This window comes from Streptomyces sp., from assembly GCF_035563135.1.
In the GTDB taxonomy this organism is placed as follows: Bacteria; Actinomycetota; Actinomycetes; order Streptomycetales; family Streptomycetaceae; genus Streptomyces.
The window spans coordinates 1-19654 of sequence record NZ_DATMVN010000524.1 but is presented as its reverse complement, the minus strand read 5'-3'; the positions used below and the strand labels follow the sequence as shown (position 1 = coordinate 19654).

The 19654-nt window shown below is 70.7% G+C and carries 16 protein-coding genes and 2 pseudogenes; 11 read left to right on the top strand and 7 right to left on the bottom strand.

Features of this window, described 5'->3' with window-relative positions:
- The first annotated feature begins 25 nt into the window (after positions 1-25).
- Complete coding sequence (locus VN520_RS23305; protein ID WP_325748891.1) at positions 26-1555, top strand: amino acid permease; 1530 nt, start codon at positions 26-28, stop codon at positions 1553-1555.
- Positions 1556-1579: 24 nt separating this feature from the next.
- Here the strand turns inward: VN520_RS23305 and VN520_RS23300 are convergent, their stop codons facing one another.
- Positions 1580-2347 carry a sulfite exporter TauE/SafE family protein gene (locus tag VN520_RS23300; protein WP_325748889.1) on the bottom strand — a complete coding sequence of 256 codons (768 nt, stop codon included), beginning with the start codon at positions 2345-2347 and terminating at the stop codon, positions 1580-1582.
- 145 nt (positions 2348-2492) lie between these two features.
- Here VN520_RS23300 and VN520_RS23295 point away from each other — a divergent pair, with 145 nt between their 5' ends.
- The 7 genes from VN520_RS23295 (at position 2493) to VN520_RS23265 (ending at position 10999) form a co-directional block, all read left to right on the top strand.
- Entirely contained in the window at positions 2493-3614 is a 1122-nt protein-coding gene (locus VN520_RS23295; protein ID WP_325748888.1) for a substrate-binding domain-containing protein, read from the top strand.
- 101 nt (positions 3615-3715) lie between these two features.
- Complete coding sequence (locus VN520_RS23290) at positions 3716-5083, top strand: ABC transporter substrate-binding protein (RefSeq protein WP_325748887.1); 1368 nt, start codon at positions 3716-3718, stop codon at positions 5081-5083.
- Positions 5084-5131: 48 nt separating this feature from the next.
- Positions 5132-6133, top strand: a complete 1002-nt coding sequence (locus VN520_RS23285) for a sugar ABC transporter permease (protein ID WP_325748886.1) — start codon at positions 5132-5134, stop codon at positions 6131-6133.
- A complete protein-coding gene (locus VN520_RS23280) occupies positions 6130-7005 on the top strand; it encodes a carbohydrate ABC transporter permease (RefSeq protein ID WP_325748885.1) in 876 nt (291 codons plus the stop codon). The genes VN520_RS23285 and VN520_RS23280 overlap by 4 nt, the downstream gene beginning before the upstream one ends.
- A 37-nt stretch (positions 7006-7042) precedes the next feature.
- Positions 7043-8071: a hydroxyacid dehydrogenase gene (locus VN520_RS23275; RefSeq protein ID WP_325748884.1), complete on the top strand. Its 1029-nt coding sequence runs from the start codon at positions 7043-7045 to the stop codon at positions 8069-8071.
- Positions 8068-10005, top strand: coding sequence for a DUF2264 domain-containing protein (locus tag VN520_RS23270; protein WP_325748883.1), 1938 nt, complete (start codon positions 8068-8070; stop codon positions 10003-10005). The genes VN520_RS23275 and VN520_RS23270 overlap by 4 nt, the downstream gene beginning before the upstream one ends.
- Before the next feature lie 328 nt (positions 10006-10333).
- Positions 10334-10999 (top strand): hypothetical protein, encoded by a 666-nt coding sequence (locus VN520_RS23265; protein WP_325748890.1) that lies wholly within the window; start codon positions 10334-10336, stop codon positions 10997-10999.
- Positions 11000-11247: 248 nt separating this feature from the next.
- Here the strand turns inward: VN520_RS23265 and VN520_RS23260 are convergent, their stop codons facing one another.
- The 4 genes from VN520_RS23260 to VN520_RS23245 form a co-directional block, all read right to left on the bottom strand.
- Positions 11248-11883, bottom strand: coding sequence for a LutC/YkgG family protein (locus VN520_RS23260; RefSeq protein WP_325748882.1), 636 nt, complete (start codon positions 11881-11883; stop codon positions 11248-11250).
- The gene (locus VN520_RS23255; RefSeq protein ID WP_325748881.1) at positions 11880-13430 is read right to left on the bottom strand and encodes a lactate utilization protein B; all 1551 of its coding nucleotides are present in this window, start codon (positions 13428-13430) and stop codon (positions 11880-11882) included. Before VN520_RS23255 ends, VN520_RS23260 begins: the two co-directional genes overlap by 4 nt.
- On the bottom strand, positions 13427-14194 hold the full coding sequence (locus VN520_RS23250) for a (Fe-S)-binding protein (RefSeq protein WP_325748880.1): 768 nt from the start codon (positions 14192-14194) through the stop codon (positions 13427-13429). The genes VN520_RS23255 and VN520_RS23250 overlap by 4 nt, the downstream gene beginning before the upstream one ends.
- A 151-nt stretch (positions 14195-14345) precedes the next feature.
- On the bottom strand, positions 14346-15077 hold the full coding sequence (locus tag VN520_RS23245; protein WP_325748879.1) for a FadR/GntR family transcriptional regulator: 732 nt from the start codon (positions 15075-15077) through the stop codon (positions 14346-14348).
- Between the two features lie 181 nt (positions 15078-15258).
- Here VN520_RS23245 and VN520_RS23240 point away from each other — a divergent pair, with 181 nt between their 5' ends.
- Complete coding sequence (locus VN520_RS23240) at positions 15259-16155, top strand: DUF2510 domain-containing protein (protein ID WP_325748878.1); 897 nt, start codon at positions 15259-15261, stop codon at positions 16153-16155.
- A 250-nt stretch (positions 16156-16405) separates the two neighbouring features.
- Positions 16406-17590: a spore photoproduct lyase family protein gene (locus VN520_RS23235; protein ID WP_325748877.1), complete on the top strand. Its 1185-nt coding sequence runs from the start codon at positions 16406-16408 to the stop codon at positions 17588-17590.
- A 14-nt stretch (positions 17591-17604) separates the two neighbouring features.
- Here VN520_RS23235 and VN520_RS23230 read toward each other — a convergent pair.
- Together VN520_RS23230 and VN520_RS23225 are read right to left on the bottom strand one after the other, a co-directional pair.
- Positions 17605-18018, bottom strand: a pseudogene (locus tag VN520_RS23230) (MBL fold metallo-hydrolase); the annotation flags it as partial.
- Positions 18019-18243: 225 nt separating this feature from the next.
- On the bottom strand, positions 18244-19155 hold the full coding sequence (locus VN520_RS23225) for a LysR family transcriptional regulator (RefSeq protein ID WP_325748876.1): 912 nt from the start codon (positions 19153-19155) through the stop codon (positions 18244-18246).
- A 127-nt stretch (positions 19156-19282) separates the two neighbouring features.
- Here VN520_RS23225 and VN520_RS23220 point away from each other — a divergent pair.
- Positions 19283-19654, top strand: a pseudogene (locus VN520_RS23220) (hydrolase); the annotation flags it as partial.

Below are 19654 nucleotides of genomic sequence, written 5' to 3'. Positions count from 1 at the left end.
ACCCCCCCACCTGGAGGTCGTCCCCATGTCCATATCCGCCTCGAGCCCGTCGAGCACGGAGCCCATGCCGCAGAAGGACGAGGAGCAGCGGCTGCGCGAGCTCGGCTACCAGCCGGTGCTGGCCCGTCGCATGGGCGGCTTCGGGAACTTCGCGATCAGCTTCTCCGTCATCTCGATCCTCTCCGGCTGCATGACGCTGTACGGCTTCGGCATGTCGACCGGCGGCCCGTCCGTGATGCTGTGGGGCTGGGCCGGCGTCGGACTGTTCGTGCTCTGTGTGGGCATGGCCCTGGCCGAGGTCACCAGCGCGTACCCCACATCGGGGGCCCTCTACTACATGGCCGACCGGCTCGGCGGCCGCAAGTGGGGCTGGTACACCGGGTGGCTGAACCTGCTCGGCCTGCTCGGCGCGATCGCCGGGATCGACTACGGGGCGGCCCTGTTCACGGGCGCCCTGCTCAATCTGCAGTGGGGCTTCGATCCCACCCCCGGCTCCACGATGGTGATATTCCTCTGCATTCTGCTGCTGCACGCCGTGCTGAACCTCTTCGGCGTGCGCCTGGTCAGTGTGCTCAACTCGATCAGCGTCTGGTGGCACCTGGCCGGTGTCGCCCTGATCGTGACGGTGCTGGCGATCGTGCCCTCGGACCACCAGTCCCCGTCGTTCGTCTTCACCGAGTTCGTCAACGGCACGGGCTGGGAGAACCCGGTCTATGTGGCGGCGATCGGTCTGCTCCTGGCGCAGTACACCTTCTGCGGCTACGACGCCTCCGCCCATCTGTCCGAGGAGACCTCGAACGCGTCGGTGACGGCCGCCAAGGGCATCGTCCGCGCCATCTGGGTGTCCTGGATCGCAGGCTTCGTGCTGCTGGCCGGACTGACCTTCGCCATCCAGGACTACGCCGGCACCCAGAACAGTGCCACCGGGGTCCCGCCCGCCCAGATCCTGATCGACGCACTGGGTACGTCGGGTGCCACCGCCATGCTGCTGATCGTCATCGCGGCCCAGCTGTTCTGCGGCAACGCCGAGGTCGCGGCCGCGAGCCGGATGGTCTTCGCCTTCAGCCGTGACAACGCGCTGCCGGGTTCCGCGTTGTGGCGCAAGGTGAGCGCGCGCACCCAGACCCCGGTGCCCGCCGTGTGGCTCTCGGTCGGTGTCGCCGCGCTGCTGGCGGTGCCGTCGCTCTACTCCGCGACCGCGTACGGGGCGGTCACGGCGATCAACGTCATCGGCATCACGCCGGCGTACGCCATCCCGATCTACCTGAAGCTGCGGGCCGGGGACCGTTTCCGGCGCGGCCCCTGGCACCTGGGCCGCTGGTCGAAGCCGATCGGCTGGATCGCCGTGGTCTGGGTCGCCCTCGTGAGCGTGCTGTTCCTGCTGCCGCAGTCCTCGCCGGTGACCGTCGACTCGATGAACTACGCGTCGATCGCCCTGGTCGCCGTCCTGGTCCTGGCGACGGTGTGGTGGTTCGTCGCGCGCCGTTCGTACAGCACCCCGGCCGCGTACGGGAACGCCCGTGAGCAGGCCGAGATCGCCGAGGGCATCGTCTGACGGGTCCTTCCCCCGGGGCGGCCCTCAGCGCAGCAGCAGCTGGAGGCCGCCCAGCACGGTGGCCCCGATCACGATCCGGTCGAAGAGCTTCTGGTTGATCCTGCCCACGCAGACGCGGCCGAGGTACGCACCGGGGATGACGAACAGCACGAGGGCGGCGTCCAGCAGCAGGGACTGCGCGTCGATGAGGCCGAGCCCCACGCTGAAGGGCACTTTGGACGTGTTGACGATCAGGAAGAACCACGCCGACGTCCCGAGGAAGCCCAGCTTGCGGAAGCCCGCCGACAGCAGATAGAGCGACATCACGGGGCCGCCCGCGTTGGCGACCATGGTGGTGAATCCGCCGAGCACCCCGTACGAGCGGGCCTTGAAGCGCCCCCCGCGCGTCCGGCCGTCCTCGTCGTCCTGCTCCGGGACCGGCTCGGGGCGGGCACGCCGGCGCCAGACGGTGACGCCCGCCATGAAGAGCAGGATGGCGCCGATCGAGGTGCCTACGGCGTCGTCGTCGGCCCACATCATGAAGACGGTGCCCGCCACCACGCCCACGGCGACGGCGGGAAAGAGCCGTAGCAGGGTGGGCCAGTGGGCGTGACGTCGGTAGACCAGCACGGCGAGGATGTCGCCCGCGATCAGGATCGGGAGCAGCACTCCGGTCGATTCGCGGGCCGGCAGTACGGCTGCGAAGACCGCGAGGCTGATCGTATTGGCTCCGCTGACCGCCGTCTTGGAGAAGCCGACGAGGGTGGATGCCGCCGCGAGCGCGGCCAGTTGCCAGAGTGTGATGGTGTCCATTGCGGATCAGATGGTAGACGGGTCTTCCTTCAGTGGATGATCACCCCGCTCCGCGGCCCTCTGGTTCGTCAGCCCCTCGCTATGCTGCGATCGCTCACATGAACGTTCAAACGAACATCGCACAGCGGTAGGCAAGGGGGCCAGCATGCGGGAGCCGGTCGGGCTGAGGCGCAAGCGCATTCTCGCGGTGGTGCACGCGCGTGGCGCCGTCAAGGTGAGCTCGCTCGCCGCGGAGCTGGACGTCTCGGCGGTCACGCTCCGGCGGGACGTGGAGGAGCTGGCCAGGACCGGAATGCTGCGGCGCGGTCACGGGGTGGTCCGGCCGATGGGGGACGCGGTGCCGGTGACGGCCGTGCCGGCCGCACGGAGCGGGCAGCCGGCCGGGGACGAGGCCCCCGTCGCCCTGGTCGTCCCCGAGCGGCACTCCTATCTCCACGAGACGCTGCACGGCGCCAGGACCGCTCTGGAGGAGGCCGGGAGACGCATCACCCTGCACATCGCCCCCCAGGCGGCCGGAGCTGAACGGCCACAGGTGGAGCGGGCCCTGGCCGCCGGTGTGAGCGGGCTGCTGATCGCTCCCCGCTGGCGCAGCTCCGCGGGCGAGGAGGCCGACCACGGGTGGCTCGCGGAGGTGGGGGTGCCGACGGTCCTGATGGAGCGGCGGCCACGGCCCGGCAGCGTGCTGCACGCCCTGGACTCGGTGTGTTCCGACCACTGGTACGGGATCCATCTGGCCGTGGACCATCTGGTCTCGCTGGGCCACCGCCGGATCGTGCTGGCCGCCAGGAACGACAGCCCGACCGCGCGCTCCATACGGGCCGCGTTCGCCGACATCGCGGCGGCGCGGCCCGAGGTGGAGGACTGGGCGGTGGTGCTCAGTTCCCCGGACGCGGGGCCCGGAGGGCCCGGCACCCCGGAGGAGGTCCCGGACATCGCGGCACTGCTGCGCGAGCGGGGCATGACCGGCGCGGTCCTGCACGGGGACGAGGAGGCCCTGATGCTGGTCCAGCGGATGACGGAGAACGGGATACGGGTACCCCAGGACTGCTCGGTGGTGGCCTACGACGATGTCGTCGCGGCGCTGGGCAGCACCGCTCTCACCGCGGTCGCGCCGCCGCGTACCGAGATCGGGCGGACGGCGGCTCAGCTCCTGATGCACCGGCTGGCACAGCCGCCCGGCACGACCGGCCCGGTGCGCAGGACGGAGCTGCTCCCCCGCCTCGAAGTGCGCGGATCGACCCAGGTGTTGCACCGTCCGGCAAAATGATCGTTTGAACACTTCAAGCTTCTTTTGATCGGTCTATTGACCGCTATCGATCAGCCGATCAGTATTCCCGTGTCTCGAATCAGGAGCCGCGGGAGGCGCACATGCCTGGTCGACGGAGTCGTCGATCCGTGCTCGCCACGATCGCCGCGCTTCCTCCGGCAGGTGCGCTCAGCGCCTGCGGAGGGGGTGGCGGGGACACACGATCGGGCGGTACGAGCAGTACCGGCAGGACCGTGAGCAGCGGGAGAAGCAGGAAGACCCGCATCACCTTCTGGTCCGCCCTGCGGGGCAGCCAGGAGGTCGTGGACGCGTTCAACCGCGGTCACGACACGATTCAGGTCGATTTCCAGCAGGTCCCCGGAGGGATGCAGGGAGGTTACGCCAAGCTCAGCAACGCGGCCCGGGCCGGCAATGCCCCGGACATCGCCACCATCGAGTATCCGCAGGTCCCGGGCTTCGCCATCGACGGAGTCTGCCGCGACATCACGGACCTGGTCGGCGAAGGACTCCGCGCCGGGTTGCTGCCGCAGTCGCTGGGGCTGACCACGTTCGAGAAGCGGGTGTTCAGCGTCCCTCTGGACATAGAGCCGATGGTGCTGCACTACCGCACCGACCTCTTCGAACGGTACGGCCTGACCGTCCCGCGCACCTGGGAGGACTTCGAGGACGCGGCGAGGACCGTACGCCGCAGGACCGGTGACCGCCGGATGGCGCTCTTCCCCACGGACGGTGACACCCATCTCGCCGCGTACGCCTGGCAGGCGGGCGCCCAGTGGTTCGACACGGCCGGCGGGGCATGGAACGTCTCGCTCGCCGACGCCCCGACCCGCCGCGTGGCCGCGTACTGGCAGCGGCTCACCGACCAGGAGCTGGTCTTCATGAACGCGGTGGAGAGCCGGCACAGCGATGTCCAGATCGGTGAGGGCCTGGTGCTCAGCCGGCTCAGCGGCGCGTGGGACGCCGGTGCGCAGATGAAGGCCCGGCCGGGCCAGAAGGGGCAGTGGGCGCTCGCACCGCTTCCCCAGTGGGATCCGGCCGCCCCCGCTGTCGGAACCCATGGCGGCTCGACCTTCGCCATCACCAAGGACAGCGCGCACCCCGAGGCCGCGATGGAGTTCATCGAGTGGCAGGTCTCGCATCCGGACGCCCTGCGCGCCCGCCTCTCCAGCGGCGCCAGCAGCCAGTACCCCGCCGCGCCCGGCCTGGTGGACGTGGGCCGCAAGGCCTTCGACCGGGCCTACTACGGCGGCCAGGACATCTACACCCTGTTCGAGCAGGAGGCCCGCAAGATCCGCCCCGGCTGGGTCTGGGGCCCTCGGATGACGGCCACCGGCAAGATCATGAGGGATGGGCTGGCGCGGGCGAGCGGCGGCCGGGGATCCGTTCTCGGAGCCGTGAGGGCGGCGCAGGAGGGCACGATGCCCGACCTCGATGCGCTCGGCCTGAGGACCACCCAGCACTCCACCTGACCGGCGGTCCGCCGCCCGTTCCCAGCAGCAGAGAGGCAGGTGACACCCATGACCAGCGCCACTCCCGTGTCCGTGGCGGCGGACGCCGCCGCCCGGCCGTCACCGCGGGGCCCGGCCGCCACCGCGCCGGTGCCGAAGGGCCGCAGGTCCGCCCGACGGCGTGAACTCGGCGCCTGCGGCGTCCTGATGACACCGTTCTTCGTCCTTCTGGTGACCGTCTTCCTGATCCCGGTCGCCACCGCTGTCCGTCTGAGCTTCTTCAGCGACGACCAGCCAGGGCTCGGCTTCGGCCCCGAGCGGACGGTCTTCGCCGGACTCCGCAACTACAGCGCCGTCCTGGCGGACCCGACCTTCCTCGGTGGCCTCGGCGTCGTCGCCCTGTACTGCGTGGTCTACATCCCGCTGATGGTGACCGGCGCCCTCGTGCTGGCACTGCTGCTGGACTCCGGCGTGGTCCGCCTGCGGGGCACCGTCCAGCTCGCGCTGTTCCTGCCGCACGCGGTACCGGGCATCATCGCGGCCCTGATCTGGCTGTATCTGTACACCCCCGGCATCAGCCCGGTGATCGGCCTGCTCGGCAGGGCCGACCTCACCGTCGACTTCCTCGGGGTGCACATGGTGCTCCCGTCCATCGTCAACATCGCGCTGTGGAGCAACCTCGGCTACAACATGGTCGTGTTCTACGCCGCCCTGCAGGCGGTTCCCCACGAGGTGATCGAGGCGTCGGTCGTCGACGGCGCGGGCCCGGTCCGCACGGCCCTCCAGGTCAAGGCCCCGCTGGTGCGCTCGTCGATCGTGATGGTCGCGATGTTCACCCTCATCTTCGCGCTCCAGCTCTTCACCGAGCCGATGCTGCTCAGCCAGTCGACCCCGATGATCAACTCCCGCTTCTCCCCCAGCATGTACGTCTACGACGCCGCCTTCACCCGCAACAACTACGGTCTCGCGGCAGCCGCCTCGGTCATCCTGCTGCTGTGCACGATCGCCCTCTCCTACGGCGTCACCCGCTGGACCAACCGTGCCGGCGCCGCCGAGGAGGCCGCCCGATGAGCGTGCCGCCCGTGTCCCGCACCGCCTCGTCCCTGCGGCCCCGGCTCCTCGGGCGCTCCGTCGTCAACCTGGTGGTCCTCGTCCCGGTGCTCTACACCCTGCTGCCGGTGCTGTGGCTGGTGCTCGCCTCCACGAAGAACAGGGACGCCCTGTTCAGCAGTGACATCCTGTCGCTGAGCGGCTTCTCCTTCGTGCAGAACCTGAAGGACCTCTTCGCCATGGACGGCGGGCTGTTCGGCCGCTGGTACGGCAACAGTCTGCTGTACGCGGTGCTCGGCGCGGCTCTCGGCGCCCTGATCAGCACCGCGTGCGGCTACGCCTTCGACAAGTACCGCTTCGCGCACAAGGAGAAGCTGTTCGGCCTGGTGCTGGCCGCCGTCATGGTGCCGCAGACGGTGCTCGCCCTGCCGCTCTACCTGATGGCCTCCGGCGCAGGGCTCGTGAACACCTTCTGGGCGGTCTTCGTCCCCGTCCTGTTCAATCCGTTCGGGGTCTACCTCGGCCGGATCTTCAGCCAGGGGTACGTGCCCGACGAGGTGCTCGAGGCCGCGCGGATGGACGGTGCGGGCGAACTGGCCGCCTACTTCCGGGTGTCGCTCCGGATGCTGGGGCCGGGACTGGTCACCGTCTTCCTCTTCCAGCTCACCGCCGTCTGGAACAACTTCTTCCTGCCCATGGTGATGCTCTCCGACCAGGACCTGTATCCGGTCAGCCTCGGTCTGTACTCCTGGAACAGCGCCGCGTCCGTATCGCCCGAGTACTACCCCGTCGTCGTCATGGGCTCGCTGCTCGCGGTGCTGCCGCTGATCCTCGCCTTCGCCCTGCTCCAGCGTTTCTGGCGGTCCGGACTGACGGCGGGCGCCGTCAAGTGACCGTGCCGCCCCTCCCGGACCACCGCACAGGAGAACCATGCCCAGCACCCCCTCCGCACACCGCCGGCCGCGCGCCGCGCTCGCCATGGGAGCGGACGCCGCAGCGGCGGTGCTCACCCCCGACTCCCTGGCGGCGCTGGGCGAGGTGTGCGCCCTCGCCCCCGGGCCCGCGCTCGACGACTTCACGACCGAAGCGGCCCGAGCCGTGCTCGCGGACACGGAGGTCCTGGTCACCGGCTGGGGCTGCCCGCCTGTCCACGCGGGTGTCCTGGCCGCCGCACCCGCGCTGCGGGCCGTCGTGCACACGGCGGGCACGGTACGCGGCCATGTCACCGACGCCTGCTGGGACCGGGGCATCGAGGTGTCGTCGGCCGCGGCGGCCAACGCCCTGCCGGTCGCGGAGTACACCCTCGCGATGATCCTGCTGTCGGGCAAGCAGGTGCTGGAGCGGGCCCGGGACTTCAGGGCCACCCGCATGCGCGACGCGTGGCTCGCGGCCCCGGCCGGCGTGGGCAACTACCGCCGCACGGTGGGCATTCTGTCCGCCTCGCTGATCGGCCGACGGGTGATCGAACTGCTGCGGCCCTACGACCTGCGGGTACTGCTCCACGATCCGTACGTCACGGACGAGGAGGCCGCCGGGCTCGGCGTCCGCCCCGTCCCCCTGGCCGGGCTCTTCGCGGAGAGCGACGTGGTCAGCGTGCACACACCGCTGCTGCCCGCGACCACCGGGCTGGTCAGCCGCGGACTCCTCACCTCGATGCGGCCCGATGCGGTGCTGATCAACACCTCCCGGGGCGCGGTCGTCGACCAGGACGCCCTCACCGACGTACTGCGGGCGGAGCGGATCCGGGCGGTGCTCGACGTCACCGACCCCGACCCGCTGCCGGCGGACCACCCGCTGTGGGACTGTCACAACGCCACCCTCACCCCTCACCTCGCGGGTTCCCAGGGCAACGAACTGCGGCGGCTGGCCGACCTCGCGGTCGGCGAGGTCGCGCGCTGGGCCAGGGGTGAGGGCTTCGCCCATCCCGTACGACGCGAAAGGCTGGCATTCCTCGCATGACCTCCACCCCCTTCCGGCTCCCCCCTGAAGACCGCACGGCCAGCCCGTACACCGGTTACACCCGGGCCCACTGGGAGGCTTCGGCGGACGGGCTGCTGGACGCCGCCTGGAAGTGGGCCACGCCCGGCCGGGCCCTCCTCGACCTGCCGGGCCGCCCCTCCCGTTCCGGGGTCCGCTCCGACGGCCTGGAGGGCTATGCCCGTACGTTCCTCACCGCCGCGTTCCGGGTCGCCGGCGCGGAGGGCGGGGACCCGCACAACTGGCTGGAGCGGTACGCCGACGGGCTCACCGCCGGGACGCGCACGGCCGGGCGGGACGACGCCGAGTCCTGGCCCCTGATCCTGGACCACACCGTGTTCGGCCAGCCGATGGTGGAGTCGGCGTCGGTGGCGATCGGGCTGCGGCTGACCCGCCCCTGGCTGTGGGACAGGCTGGACGGCGCCACGCAGGACCGGGCGGAGGAATGGCTGCGGGGCGCCCTGCGGCACACGCCCGCACCCAACAACTGGTACCTCTTCCCCTTCTCCGTCGCCGGGTTCCTGGAGTCGGCCGGCCGGGGCGACGCGGAGACGGCCCGGGCCCGGCAGCGGGCGCTCGACCTGCTGGAGGTCTGGTACCGCGGGGAGGGCTGGTACACCGATGGGGACGGACGCGCCTTCGACCACTACAACGGCTGGGCGCTGCACCTGTATCCCGTGCTGGACGCGTACCTGTCGGGTGACGCCGAACTGTCCGCACACCACGGAGCACGGCTGGGCGAGCACCTGGAGAGCTTCTCGCTGATGTTCGGCGGCGACGGCGCTCCGCTGCATTTCGGGCGCTCGCTGACCTATCGCTTCGCGGCGGGCGCGGCGGTCGGGATGGGCGCGGTCTCCGGGCACACCCCGCTGGCGCCCGGTGTCTCACGCCGGCTGATCAGTGGCTCGCTGCGGTACTTCCTGGAGCGCGGTTCGGCCGGGGACGACGGCCTTCTGAGCCTGGGCTGGCACGGTCCGCACGACGCGACGCTCCAGGTGTACTCCGGTCCTTCGTCGCCGTACTGGGCATCGAAGGCCTTCGTCGCCCTGCTCGCTCCGCAGGGGCACCCGCTGTGGGCGGCGGTCGAGGAGCCCGCCCCGAGCGAGGGCCCTGACCGGGTGCTGTCCCTGCCCTCCCCGGGGCTGCTGGTGCAGTCGACCCGGGCGGACGGCATCGTGCGGCTGCACAACCACGGGAGCGACCACGTCCGGCCGCACGAGAGCGAGACGGCGGATGTGTCGGACCCGCTCTACGCCCGTCTCGCGTATTCGACGGCCACCGGCCCCACGGCGTCCACGAACACCGCGGACAATCATCTCGCGCTACGGATCGAGGGGTTCCGCAGCAGCCGGGTCCGTATCCACCCGCTCGGTGCGGGTCACGGGGCGGACTGGGGCTGGGCGGCGTCCTGGCACCGCCCGGTCTTCCCGGACGGCCCGCCGACCTGGCCCGGCCTCCGGGTGGAGAGTGTGACCGTCGTCCGGGGGCGTTACGAACTGCGGGTGCACCGGATCCTGGGCGCCCCGGCCGGGACACGGGCCGAACTGACGGGCTGGGCGACGGACCCTGGGGGCACCGTGCGCTCCGCGTTGCACGGGCTGTACGGCTGGGCGGAACCGGAGGACGTACGGGCCCCGCAGGGCACGGCGTTCACCCGCTGGGCGGTGCTGCCCCGGCTGGCCGCGGACGTGGAGGGCACCGACGTGCTGGTCGCCCTGGCCTCGCTCACCGCGGAGCCGGCCCCCGGCCCTCTCGCCCCGGTGGTGAGCGGAGTCGACGTGACCGGGGAGACGGTCGCGGTGCGCTGGGCCGACGACGGCGCGACGACCCGCATCGGCTTCGGCCCGCTGGAGGTCACGACCACGAGGGAAACAGAAAGCGTCAATCACCTTAACGGAAAACCGCAGGACCGGTAATGCGGTGAAACGGTGGACGGGACTTCGCGAAATACCCTCAAATCATTTCCGGAAAGCGTGTCGCGAGGTTACGCTGAAGCCGCTTCGCCGAGTGGCGCGGCGGCTGCGGAAACGCCCGGGGAGGGCGTCGGCCTCAGCCTTCGGGGGTTGTGGGGATTCTGGGGGGACGGCTCTGCCCTGCGGTGGAAACGGTAGGCGGCACGCACCCGTCCGCCCGTCCCGTTCATTCGCTGAATGGCCCGGCAGGGCCACCGCGTATCCATCGCGAACCTTTTCTCCGCAGACCCGGAATTCTTCTGATGACAAGCGAGGAAGACCTGTGCGACGCATTACGTCCGTTTTTCTGTCCCTGAGTGCCGTTCTTGCGGTCTCCGTACTGGCCTCGCCCGCGGCCGGAGCCGCGCCCACGGCCGACAGGCCGGCCGCCGTACCCAGCGGCTGGGAGGCGGTGGACGGCACCGAGCTGGCACGCGTCTCCGAGGAGGCAGCCACCCGGCAGGCTCCGCTCGCGGCTGGTGACGGTGTCTCCGCCACGGCCGCGGAGACCGAGCTCCTGGCCCTCCAGTCGGCCCGGAACGGGAAGTTCGTCGCGACCGAGATGAACTACGCCGCCCCGAACACCGGTGTGCTGCGGGCTCGTTCCGCCGAGGTCGGCGGCGCGTGGGAGGGCTTCGGCTTCGAGTGGGACGAGGCTTCCCAGACGTACGCCATCAAGTCCCTGGCGAACAACCTCTACGTGGCGGTCGAGAAGAACTTCACCGGCAGCGCGCAGAACGTGCTGCGTGCCCGTTCCACCAGTGCGGGCGGCTGGGAGCGGTTCGTCCTGTACTACAACGAGGACCTGGACCGCTGGGCGCTCCAGTCCACGCTGAACGGGCTCTTCGTCGCCATGGAGAACAGCTACACCGGGTCGCTCCAGTACTCGCTGCGCGCCCGCTCCACCGACATCACCGGGTCCTGGGAGGAGTTCGTCCTCTACGACCTGAGCGCCTGAGGCACACCCGCCCCTGGTGCCCGCGTGGGGGCGCGGACACCAGGGGCGGGCCCGTCACAGCGCGTGCGGGTGCCTGCTCGCAGGGCGAGGAGTCGCCGGCCCGCCGCTGAACCGGCCGCGCACGGTGCTTCCCGCGCCGCCGCCCGGACGAGAAGGGCTCTGCCCCGCCCGCCGGGCCGTGGGCGGTACAGGACCAACAGCGCCGGGTGGGAGCGCGCCCCGGCTTCCGGAGGGGCGGTGGTCCTCGTTCAGGCGTCGGTACGGATCACCACGGCGAGGGTGCGGGGACCATGGACTCCTTCCACCCGCTCCAGTTCGATGTCGGACGTCGCGGACGGACCGCTGATCAGGGTCGTCGGCCTTTCCGGCACCAGGCGGGCGACCGCCTCCGGGACGCCCGCCACGACCGAGGACAGGTCGACGACGCACACATGGAGGTCGGGGACGAGCGAGAGCGCGCGCCGGCCCTGGTCGGGTGATCCGTCCAGGAAGACCGTGCCGGTCTCGGCGCAGCTGACGGCGGAGGCCGTCACCACGCCGTCCAGCGCGTCGAGGCCCGGCGCGGAGACGTCCGCGGAGTCCCGCTGGACCTCGCCGTCGTAGGCGCTGAGCCACCGTTCGTCCAGTCCGTCCGGGACACCGATCCGCCGGGCACCGCGTTCGCGCAGGATCCCGGCGATCACCTCGGCCGTGCGGCCGGCCGTGCAGGGGTGGACCTGCGCCTTGTAGTCGACCAGGCGGTCGGTGAGGAGCGCGAGGCGCTCATCGTCCGGGAGCGAGCGGCCGGTGCGGTACGCGCGGGGGATCGCGGTGCCGGGAGCGGGGGCGAGGGCCAGGGCGTCCCTGATGCGGCCGAGGACCGTGTCACGGGCGGTGGTCGTCACTGTTCCTCCTGGTGGTCGCCGGCGCGCCGGGCGGCGCCCTCCTCCGCGGCTGCCCGCAGGGCCGCCGCCCCCTCGGCGGAAGCCAGCCAGGAGCGGAAGGACTGCCCGGGCGGGGCTGCGGTGTCGCGGCTGTCGCTCCAGCCGTCGAACGGTGCGGGCAGGCGCGAGACGGTGCGGTCGCGTCCGCCGACGCCGACGGAGCGGCTGAAGGAGGCGGCCTTCTGCACGGCCGTGTAGATCCTGGGTGACTTCATCACGGTGGCGGCGGCCTTCATGGCCAGCTTCTCCGCCGTGGTCCCGGTCTGTTCGGTGTGCTGGTGGCGCAGTTCGACGAGCATCGAGGGGATGTCGATCTTCACGGGGCAGGCGTCGAAGCATGCTCCGCAGAGGCTGGAGGCGTACGGCAGCGAGCTGTTGGGGTCGTCCTTCACCGCGTGCATCCCGGCGAGCTGCGGGGTGAGTACCGCGCCGATCGGGCCGGGGTACGTCGATCCGTAGGCATGGCCGCCCGCGCGTTCGTACACGGGGCAGACGTTGAGGCAGGCCGAGCAACGGATGCAGTTGAGCGCCTCACGGCCGATCGTGTCGGCGAGCGCGGCGGTGCGGCCGTTGTCGAGGAGGACCAGGTGGAAGTCCTGCGGTCCGTCGCCCGGTGTCACGCCGGTCCACATCGAGGTGTACGGGTTCATCCGCTCGCCGGTCGAGGAGCGGGGCAGCAACTGGAGGAAGACCTCCAGGTCCTGATAGCGCGGCAGGACCTTCTCGATGCCCATCACCGTGATGAGGGTCTCCGGCAGGGTCAGGCACATCCGGCCGTTCCCCTCCGACTCGACCACCGTCAGGGTGCCGGTCTCGGCGATACCGAAGTTGGCACCGGAGACGGCCACCTTGGTCGTCATGAACTTCTCACGCAGATAGGCGCGGGCCGCGGCGGCGAGGTGCGCGGGCACGTTGTCGAGATCCGGGTCGACGCCGGGGATCTCGTCCAGGAAGATCTGCCGGATCTCGTCGCGGTTGCGGTGGATCGCGGGCACCAGGATGTGTGAGGGTTTGTCGTCGGCGAGCTGCACGATGAGCTCTGCCAGGTCGGTCTCGTACGGGGTGATGCCGGCCGCTTCGAGGTGCTCGTTGAGGCCGATCTCCTGGGTGGCCATCGACTTGACCTTGATGACCTCGCTGCTGCCGGTCGCCCTGATCAGCCGTGTGACGATCTCGTTGGCCTCGACGCCGTCGCGCGCCCAGTGGACGGTGCCGCCGCGGTCGGTGACCTTCTGCTCCAGTTGTTCCAGGAGTTCGGGAAGCCGGTTCATGGTGTCGGTCTTGATGGCCGATCCGGCGTCGCGCAGCCGCTCCCAGTCGGGGAGTTCACCGGTGACGTGGAGGCGCTTGGTCCGGATGGTGCGGGTGGCCCTGCCGAGGTTGCGGCGCAGCTGCTCGTTGCGGAGCTCGTCGTGGGCGGCCTCGGGGAACTTCCGGTCGCCGCGCAGGTTTCCCGTGCCGTAGGGGGAGCGGGGCGGGGCGGCGGGCATGCCGAGGAACGTGCTCATCGGGCGGCCTCCATCAGGGCGTACGGCGCGGTACGGGTGGATCCGAGGATCTGGGCGAGATGCAGGGTGCGGGTACCGGACCTGATGCGGGAGAGCCCGCCGCCGATGTGCATCAGGCAGGAGGAGTCACCGGCGGTGCACACGGCGGCGCCGGTGGACAGGACGTGACGCATCTTGTCCTGGAGCATGGCGGTGGAGGTCTCGGCGTTCTTCACCGCGAAGGTGCCGCCGAAGCCACAGCAGGAGTCGGCCTCGGGGAGCTCGGCCAGGTCGATCCCCTCGACGGCTCGCAGAAGCCTCAGCGGCTTGTCACCGACCCGGAGCATGCGCAGGGAGTGGCAGGTGGGGTGGTAGGTGACGCGGTGCGGGAAGTACGCGCCGACCTGGGTGACCCCGAGGACGTCGACGAGGAATTCGGAGAGCTCGTACGTCTTGGCCTTGACCGTGGCGACCCCGGCGCGCAGCACGGCGTCCCCGTAGCGCTCGGCGACGATCTCGTGCTGGTGGCGGACCGAGCCGGCGCACGAGCCGGACGGCATGACGACCGCGTCGATCGAGGCGTCGCCGAACTGGTCGGCGAAGTTGCGCACCAGCGGGACGGGTTCACGCTGGTAGCCGGTGTTGACGTGCATCTGGCCGCAACAGGTCTGGTCCGGCGGGAAGACCACCTCGTGGCCCAGGCGGGCGAGCAGTACCGCGGTGGATCTCACCGCCTCCGGGAAGAGGGTGTCTCCCAGACAGGTGGCGAAGAGTCCGATACGCATGGGGCCTCCCCGGTCGCTTTATGGTCCGACCATACTAGCCTCGGTCCTAGTGGGGAAGTCCGTGGGCGCGCCCGGTGGAGGAATACGGAAACGGGAGCGGGGACGGTGCGTCCGCACCGTCCCCGCTCCCGTCGACAGCAGCGTGTTCGCCCTACGGGGCGTCGTTCTCGTCGACCAGCGTTCCGTGCAGGCCCCGGATGTGTTCTTCGACCAGGTCCGCCGCCTCGCCGCCCCGCCCCTCGCGCACCAGCCGCAGCAGCTGCGCGTGCTGGGCGTTCAGGGCGCCCGCCGTCGCCGGCCAGTCCTCGGCCTCTTCCAGCGCCCGCAGGATCAGCGGGCGGACGGATTCGCGCACCGCCGAAGTGAGCGTCGAAGTGAGGGCGTTGCCCGAACTCCCGGCGATCAGCACATGGAAGCGGGTGTCGAGGTCGTTGAAACCGGCAGCGCTCACATCCGGCTCGCCCATCCTCCGGACGAGTTCCGCCGCCGCGTCCAGGTCCTCGGCCCGGGCGTGCCGGGCGGCGGCCTCCCAGCTCGACCGCTCCAGGACGACGCGTGCCTCCAGCACGTCGTGCAGACCGTAACTGCCCAGCGCGAAGTGCAGGCGCAGCAGACGGCCGAGCGCGTCGTCCGGGTTACGGACGATGCGGGCCCCGGAGTCCGGGCCCCGGCCGGGCTGGGCGACCAGAACACCGATGGTCTCCAGCACCCTGAGCGCCTCGCGCAGCGCGGACCGGCTCACGCCGAGCACGGGCGCGAGCTCCCGCTCGGGCGGCAGACGGTCGCCCGCCTTGAGCTCTCCGGTGAAGACCCGCTCCTCGATGCTCTGGAGTACGAGCTCGTGGGTGCGGGACTGCCGTACGGGCTGCCACTCCACGGGCATCCGCTACTCCCTGTTCCGGACGATCAGCATGGTCCGACTATGTCACAGAGGGTATGTGGTCGGACCAAAACCCCGAGGACGGCCCAGCGGGGGCCGACGCGCTGCCCGGCGACCCGGGGCGCGGCTGCGGCCGTGCTGCGCGTTTCATGCGATTCTCACCCGGTGCGCCTACGGTGCTCCTGTGACCCAGACGACACCGCCCGGCTGGCATCCAGACCCCGGGCACTCAGGAATCGGCCCCCTGCACGAACGCTGGTGGGACGGGAGCCGCTGGACCGACCACCTCCGGATACCGCCTGCGACGGTCCGGCGCCGTCGCATACGCATCGGCGCGAGCATCGCCGCAGGAGCCGTCGTCCTGGCGGCGGTCGGCGGCGGCGCCTACCTGCTGGGCGACAGTTCGGACAGCCGCACCGACACGTCGGCCACAGCCCCCGCGCCTTCGGAGAGCCCTCGTCTCCCAGGTGCTCCGGGCGGTGGCGGGCAGGACGGCGGCGAAGGCCTGAGCCCGGACCAGCAGATGCCGCAGACGGAGGAGGGGTACGCCACCGACGCGGCCAGCGGGATCAGCATCCCCGTGCCCGACGGCTGGACCGGCCGGTCCGGGCCGGTCGGCGCGGGAGTGACGACCGGCGAGTACGCCTGCCCCGGCGACGAGGCCCAGACCTGTGTGCGCGGCGGGGTGTTCTCCGCACCGGCTCAGGCCCTGGAGGTCGAGGCGACCACGGCGAAGGCGGCGGCGGAGGCCGACATCGAGGCGAACGCCGAGGAGTCCTACGGCGAGAAGATCTACGGCGGCATCACCTCGCACGAGGAGCTCAAGTCCGAGGCGGTCACGGTCGCCGGGCAGAAGGGCTACCTGGTGCGCTGGAAGGTGGTGACGAAGAACGGCGACGACGGATACGTCGAATCGCTGGCGTTCCCCTCCCCCCGCATCAAGAGCATGCTGGTGGTCGTCCGCTCGGGCTTCGACATCAACGCCGAGGCACCGAAGCTCTCGGTCCTGGACGACATCACCAAGGGCATCAAGAAAGCGGAAGGAACCGGCTCGGCTTCCGGTTCCGGCCGGACGGCCTGAGGATCCCGACCACGCCTCGCAGGCCGTACCGGGCACTCCCGGTACGGCCTCCGCTCCCGCGGATCCCGGGGACGGCCAGGAGGACTCCGTACGGACAGCGGGCCCGTAAGGACAGCGGGTCTGTGCGAACAGGGGGCCTGTGACCGAGCCCGGTGTGCCGTGACACCCCGGGCCCACCGCGCCGGCACCCGCACCTCTCCTCGTTCTCGTACCGTTGGAGGAGACGTGACCCATTCCGGAGGCGGGAGCCATGCACACCCCCGAGTTTCCCGGCGACGCCGATCCGGTGCAGGACGGACTGTTCGGTTTCGAGGACCTGAGCGAGCGGCCTGAGGGCCACGAGCCCGCCGGGCCCTCCTTCCGCGACTCCGACCGGGCGCGCCGCATGCTTTCGGTGCGCGAGATCCATGCCGAACCGGGTGCCGCGGCCTCACCGAGAGGGCTGCAGGTCCTCGCGCGGTTCCCGGACGCCGACGTGCTGCCGATCGAGTCCCACTGGCGTATCCCGGAACTGCACGGAAACAGGGGGAACGCCGAACGCTGGGTCCGGATCAAGAGCACGGTCCTGGTGCTCGGTGAGAAGAAGACGCTCACCGTCCGGGCCAACGGCCGGTCCGCGGACTGGATCGCCCCCGGGGCCTCCAACGGCTGCGCCATGGCGTGCGCCTACTGCTACGTACCGCGGCGCAAGGGGTACGCGAACCCCATCACCGTCTTCACCAACATCGACCGCATCATTGCCCGGCTGCACCGGCACATCGCCGGCCAGGGTCCCAAGAGGGAGCCGAACCAGTGCGATCCGGAGGCCTGGGTCTACGACATCGGGGAGAACAACGACTGTTCCGTCGATGCGTTGATCAGCGAGAACACCGCTGATCTGGTGCGGGCCTTCTCGCGGTGGCGCACGGCCAAGGCGTCCTTCGCCACCAAATTCGTCAATCCGGATCTCCTCCTGCTCGAACCCCGCGGGCGCACCCGTGTGCGGTTCTCCGTGATGCCACCGGACGACTCGCGCCTGCTGGACATCCGCACCAGTCCTGTCGAGGAGCGCATCGCGGCGGCGGCGGACTTCGCCGAGGCCGGGTACGAGGTGCACTTCAACCTCTCCCCCGTCGTCATCAGACCCGGCTGGGAACAGGCCTGGGGCCTGCTGCTCCAGCACATGGACGACGTCCTCCCGGACACGGTCAAGCAACAGGCGGCAGCCGAGGTGATCATGCTGACGCACAACCGGGAGCTTCATGACGTCAACATGTCCTGGCACCCGCGCGCCGAGGACACCATCTGGCGTCCGGAAATCCAGCAGGCGAAACTTTCGCAGAACGGCAGCTGGAACGTGCGCTACCGCGAGGCCACCAAGGCCGCGGCGGTGGAAACGGTGCGCCAGCTGGTGCACACGCACGCTCCGTGGCTGCCGGTCCGCTACGCGTTCTGACGCCCCCGAGGGGCGAAGAGGCCCAGCGTCCCGGTCAGGCAGCGCGCCCAGGCGCTGGGGCCACGGACCAGGGCGCCGCGCAGGGTCAGCACGTTGTGCAGGGTGTGGCAGGCGTTCTCCGTCACGCACAGGACGCCGAGCTCCGGAAGGCGGAAGTTCATCCCGGCCGGGGCCTCGGTGCCGGGGGTGAGCTGGAAGACCATGCGCACACCGTCGGCGGTCTCCGTATGGCCCGTGGTGGTGATGTCCAGGGTGGGGGCGATCAGGCCGATGCTGCCGAGCGAGGTGGTCTGCCGGGGACCGCAGCCGATCTGTCCCGCGGGCCCCTCGGGCAGCGCGGCGCCGTACATGTATCCGGACCGGCGTCCCATGGCCGTCCCGGTCATGACGTTCTCGCTCGCCGCGTGCCCCAGGAATCCGGCGGGGGCCCGGTCACGGGGGCTCTGCGGTGCGGCGGGGTTCTTCTGCTGGATGCCGGCCATGTCCTCGGTTTCTTCTCGGGCCGGGAGCGGGCAGGCGCGGTGCCGCGCCGGTGGAGCAGGCGCGGTGCCGCGCCGGGCGGGGCCGTCCGTGAGCCGGAAACCCCTTCAGGCGAGCGTCACCGGTGACTTGGCGATGCCGTTGCGCTGGATCTCGGAGGTTCCCGTGTTGATTCATCCCTGCCGCGGCAGCCCCGCACCGACCCGCTCAGCCGTCTCGCGCAGCCAGATGTGGGCCGCGTCATGCGTATGCACGGGGTGCCACCACAGCGCTTCCCGCAGGGGCACCGCCTCGTACGGCGGCTCCACCGTACGTACAGCGGAGAGCGGCGCGAGGAGCCGTGCCAAGCGCGCCTGGATCAGGGCGACGCGCCGGGTTCCGGCCACCAGCAGTGGCAGCAACTGGAAGCTGTCGACGGAGACTTCCACCCGCGGTTCGACGCCCAGCATGCCGACCTGGCGCACAGCGGGGGCGTCATAGGTGCGCTGGTAGGTGACCCAGGGCAGTCGTGCCAGGTCCCCCCGGGTGAGCTTGTCCTCGACACCCGGGTGGTCCTCCGCGACGAGGAAGACCCAGCGATCGTCGTAGAGATCGGTGGCCGGAAAGCCGCTGATGACGCCGTGCGGCATGAGCAGTCCGTCGGTGGCACTCAGCAACGTTGCCGTGTCGTCCACGACCGTTGCCGGAGTCTGGGTGAAGCGCAGCCGGATGCCGGGGGCCTCCTCGTGGACCACACGGGCGAGTTCGGTGCCGAAGACGGCAACGGCATAGTCGGAGCCCGCGAGTACGAACTCGCGGCTCTCCCTCGCCGGGTCGAAGTCGGCCTGACTGGCGAAGAGGCGCTCCAGCAGGTCGTACGCCGTGGACGTACGGCCGAGGAGGACCTGACCGAGGGCGGTGAGTTCGTAATGGCCACCGGCACGGGCGAGCAGGTCATCGTCGAAGTGGCGGCGCAGCCGGGCGAGGGCAGCACTCATGGCGGGCTGGCTGAGTCCGATGCGCTGACCGGCGCGGGTGACGTTGCGCTCCTCCAGCAGGGCACGCAGGGCTACGACGAGGTTGAGGTCGAGGCGAGCCAGATTCATGGGTCTTTCCTTTGCCGTACATCTCTGACCAGGGACTATAAACGCAACAGATGCACAATATCCGCCGAATCGATTTCCCTGATCACGGGTGACGGGTCCACATTGGTGAGACCGCAATCAGAAGGACATGTCCGTGAAACCTGCCTCCTCGTCCGCGTCGTTCGCCGGCCCCTTCGCCCTCGGCACCCTGTCCGCCTCGGGCGGACCGGCGTTCCCCGCCCTCGTCACCGCCGACGCCCAGGTCGTCGATCTGCGCGTCGCCTTCGCCGACGCATCCCTGTCCGCCCGAGACCTGTTCGAGGACTGGGACGCGACCCTGCCCCGGCTGCGTGCGCTCGCCGAGGACCCGGGCCCGGTCCGCGGTCCGCTGGCGGACTTCCGGGTACACGCGCCGGTCGAGCCGCGCCAGGTGTTCCAGTCCGGCGCCAACTACCGGCAGCACGTCATCGACCTGCATGTCGCGCACCGCGCGCCCGGTGACGACCGGCCCGAGGAGGAG

What these genes read in the sequence shown, in the direction of transcription:
- VN520_RS23245 (WP_325748879.1), bottom strand. Translation starts at nt 15,077, where the DNA reads ATGCCCGTGGAGTGGCAGCCCGTACGGCAGTCCCGCACCCACGAGCTC.
- VN520_RS23305 (WP_325748891.1), top strand. Translation starts at nt 26, where the DNA reads ATGTCCATATCCGCCTCGAGCCCGTCGAGCACGGAGCCCATGCCGCAG.
- VN520_RS23235 (WP_325748877.1), top strand. Translation starts at nt 16,406, where the DNA reads ATGCACACCCCCGAGTTTCCCGGCGACGCCGATCCGGTGCAGGACGGA.
- VN520_RS23280 (WP_325748885.1), top strand. Translation starts at nt 6,130, where the DNA reads ATGAGCGTGCCGCCCGTGTCCCGCACCGCCTCGTCCCTGCGGCCCCGG.
- VN520_RS23250 (WP_325748880.1), bottom strand. Translation starts at nt 14,194, where the DNA reads ATGCGTATCGGACTCTTCGCCACCTGTCTGGGAGACACCCTCTTCCCG.
- VN520_RS23300 (WP_325748889.1), bottom strand. Translation starts at nt 2,347, where the DNA reads ATGGACACCATCACACTCTGGCAACTGGCCGCGCTCGCGGCGGCATCC.
- VN520_RS23225 (WP_325748876.1), bottom strand. Translation starts at nt 19,155, where the DNA reads ATGAATCTGGCTCGCCTCGACCTCAACCTCGTCGTAGCCCTGCGTGCC.
- VN520_RS23290 (WP_325748887.1), top strand. Translation starts at nt 3,716, where the DNA reads ATGCCTGGTCGACGGAGTCGTCGATCCGTGCTCGCCACGATCGCCGCG.
- VN520_RS23295 (WP_325748888.1), top strand. Translation starts at nt 2,493, where the DNA reads ATGCGGGAGCCGGTCGGGCTGAGGCGCAAGCGCATTCTCGCGGTGGTG.
- VN520_RS23255 (WP_325748881.1), bottom strand. Translation starts at nt 13,430, where the DNA reads ATGAGCACGTTCCTCGGCATGCCCGCCGCCCCGCCCCGCTCCCCCTAC.
- VN520_RS23285 (WP_325748886.1), top strand. Translation starts at nt 5,132, where the DNA reads ATGACCAGCGCCACTCCCGTGTCCGTGGCGGCGGACGCCGCCGCCCGG.
- VN520_RS23275 (WP_325748884.1), top strand. Translation starts at nt 7,043, where the DNA reads ATGCCCAGCACCCCCTCCGCACACCGCCGGCCGCGCGCCGCGCTCGCC.
- VN520_RS23270 (WP_325748883.1), top strand. Translation starts at nt 8,068, where the DNA reads ATGACCTCCACCCCCTTCCGGCTCCCCCCTGAAGACCGCACGGCCAGC.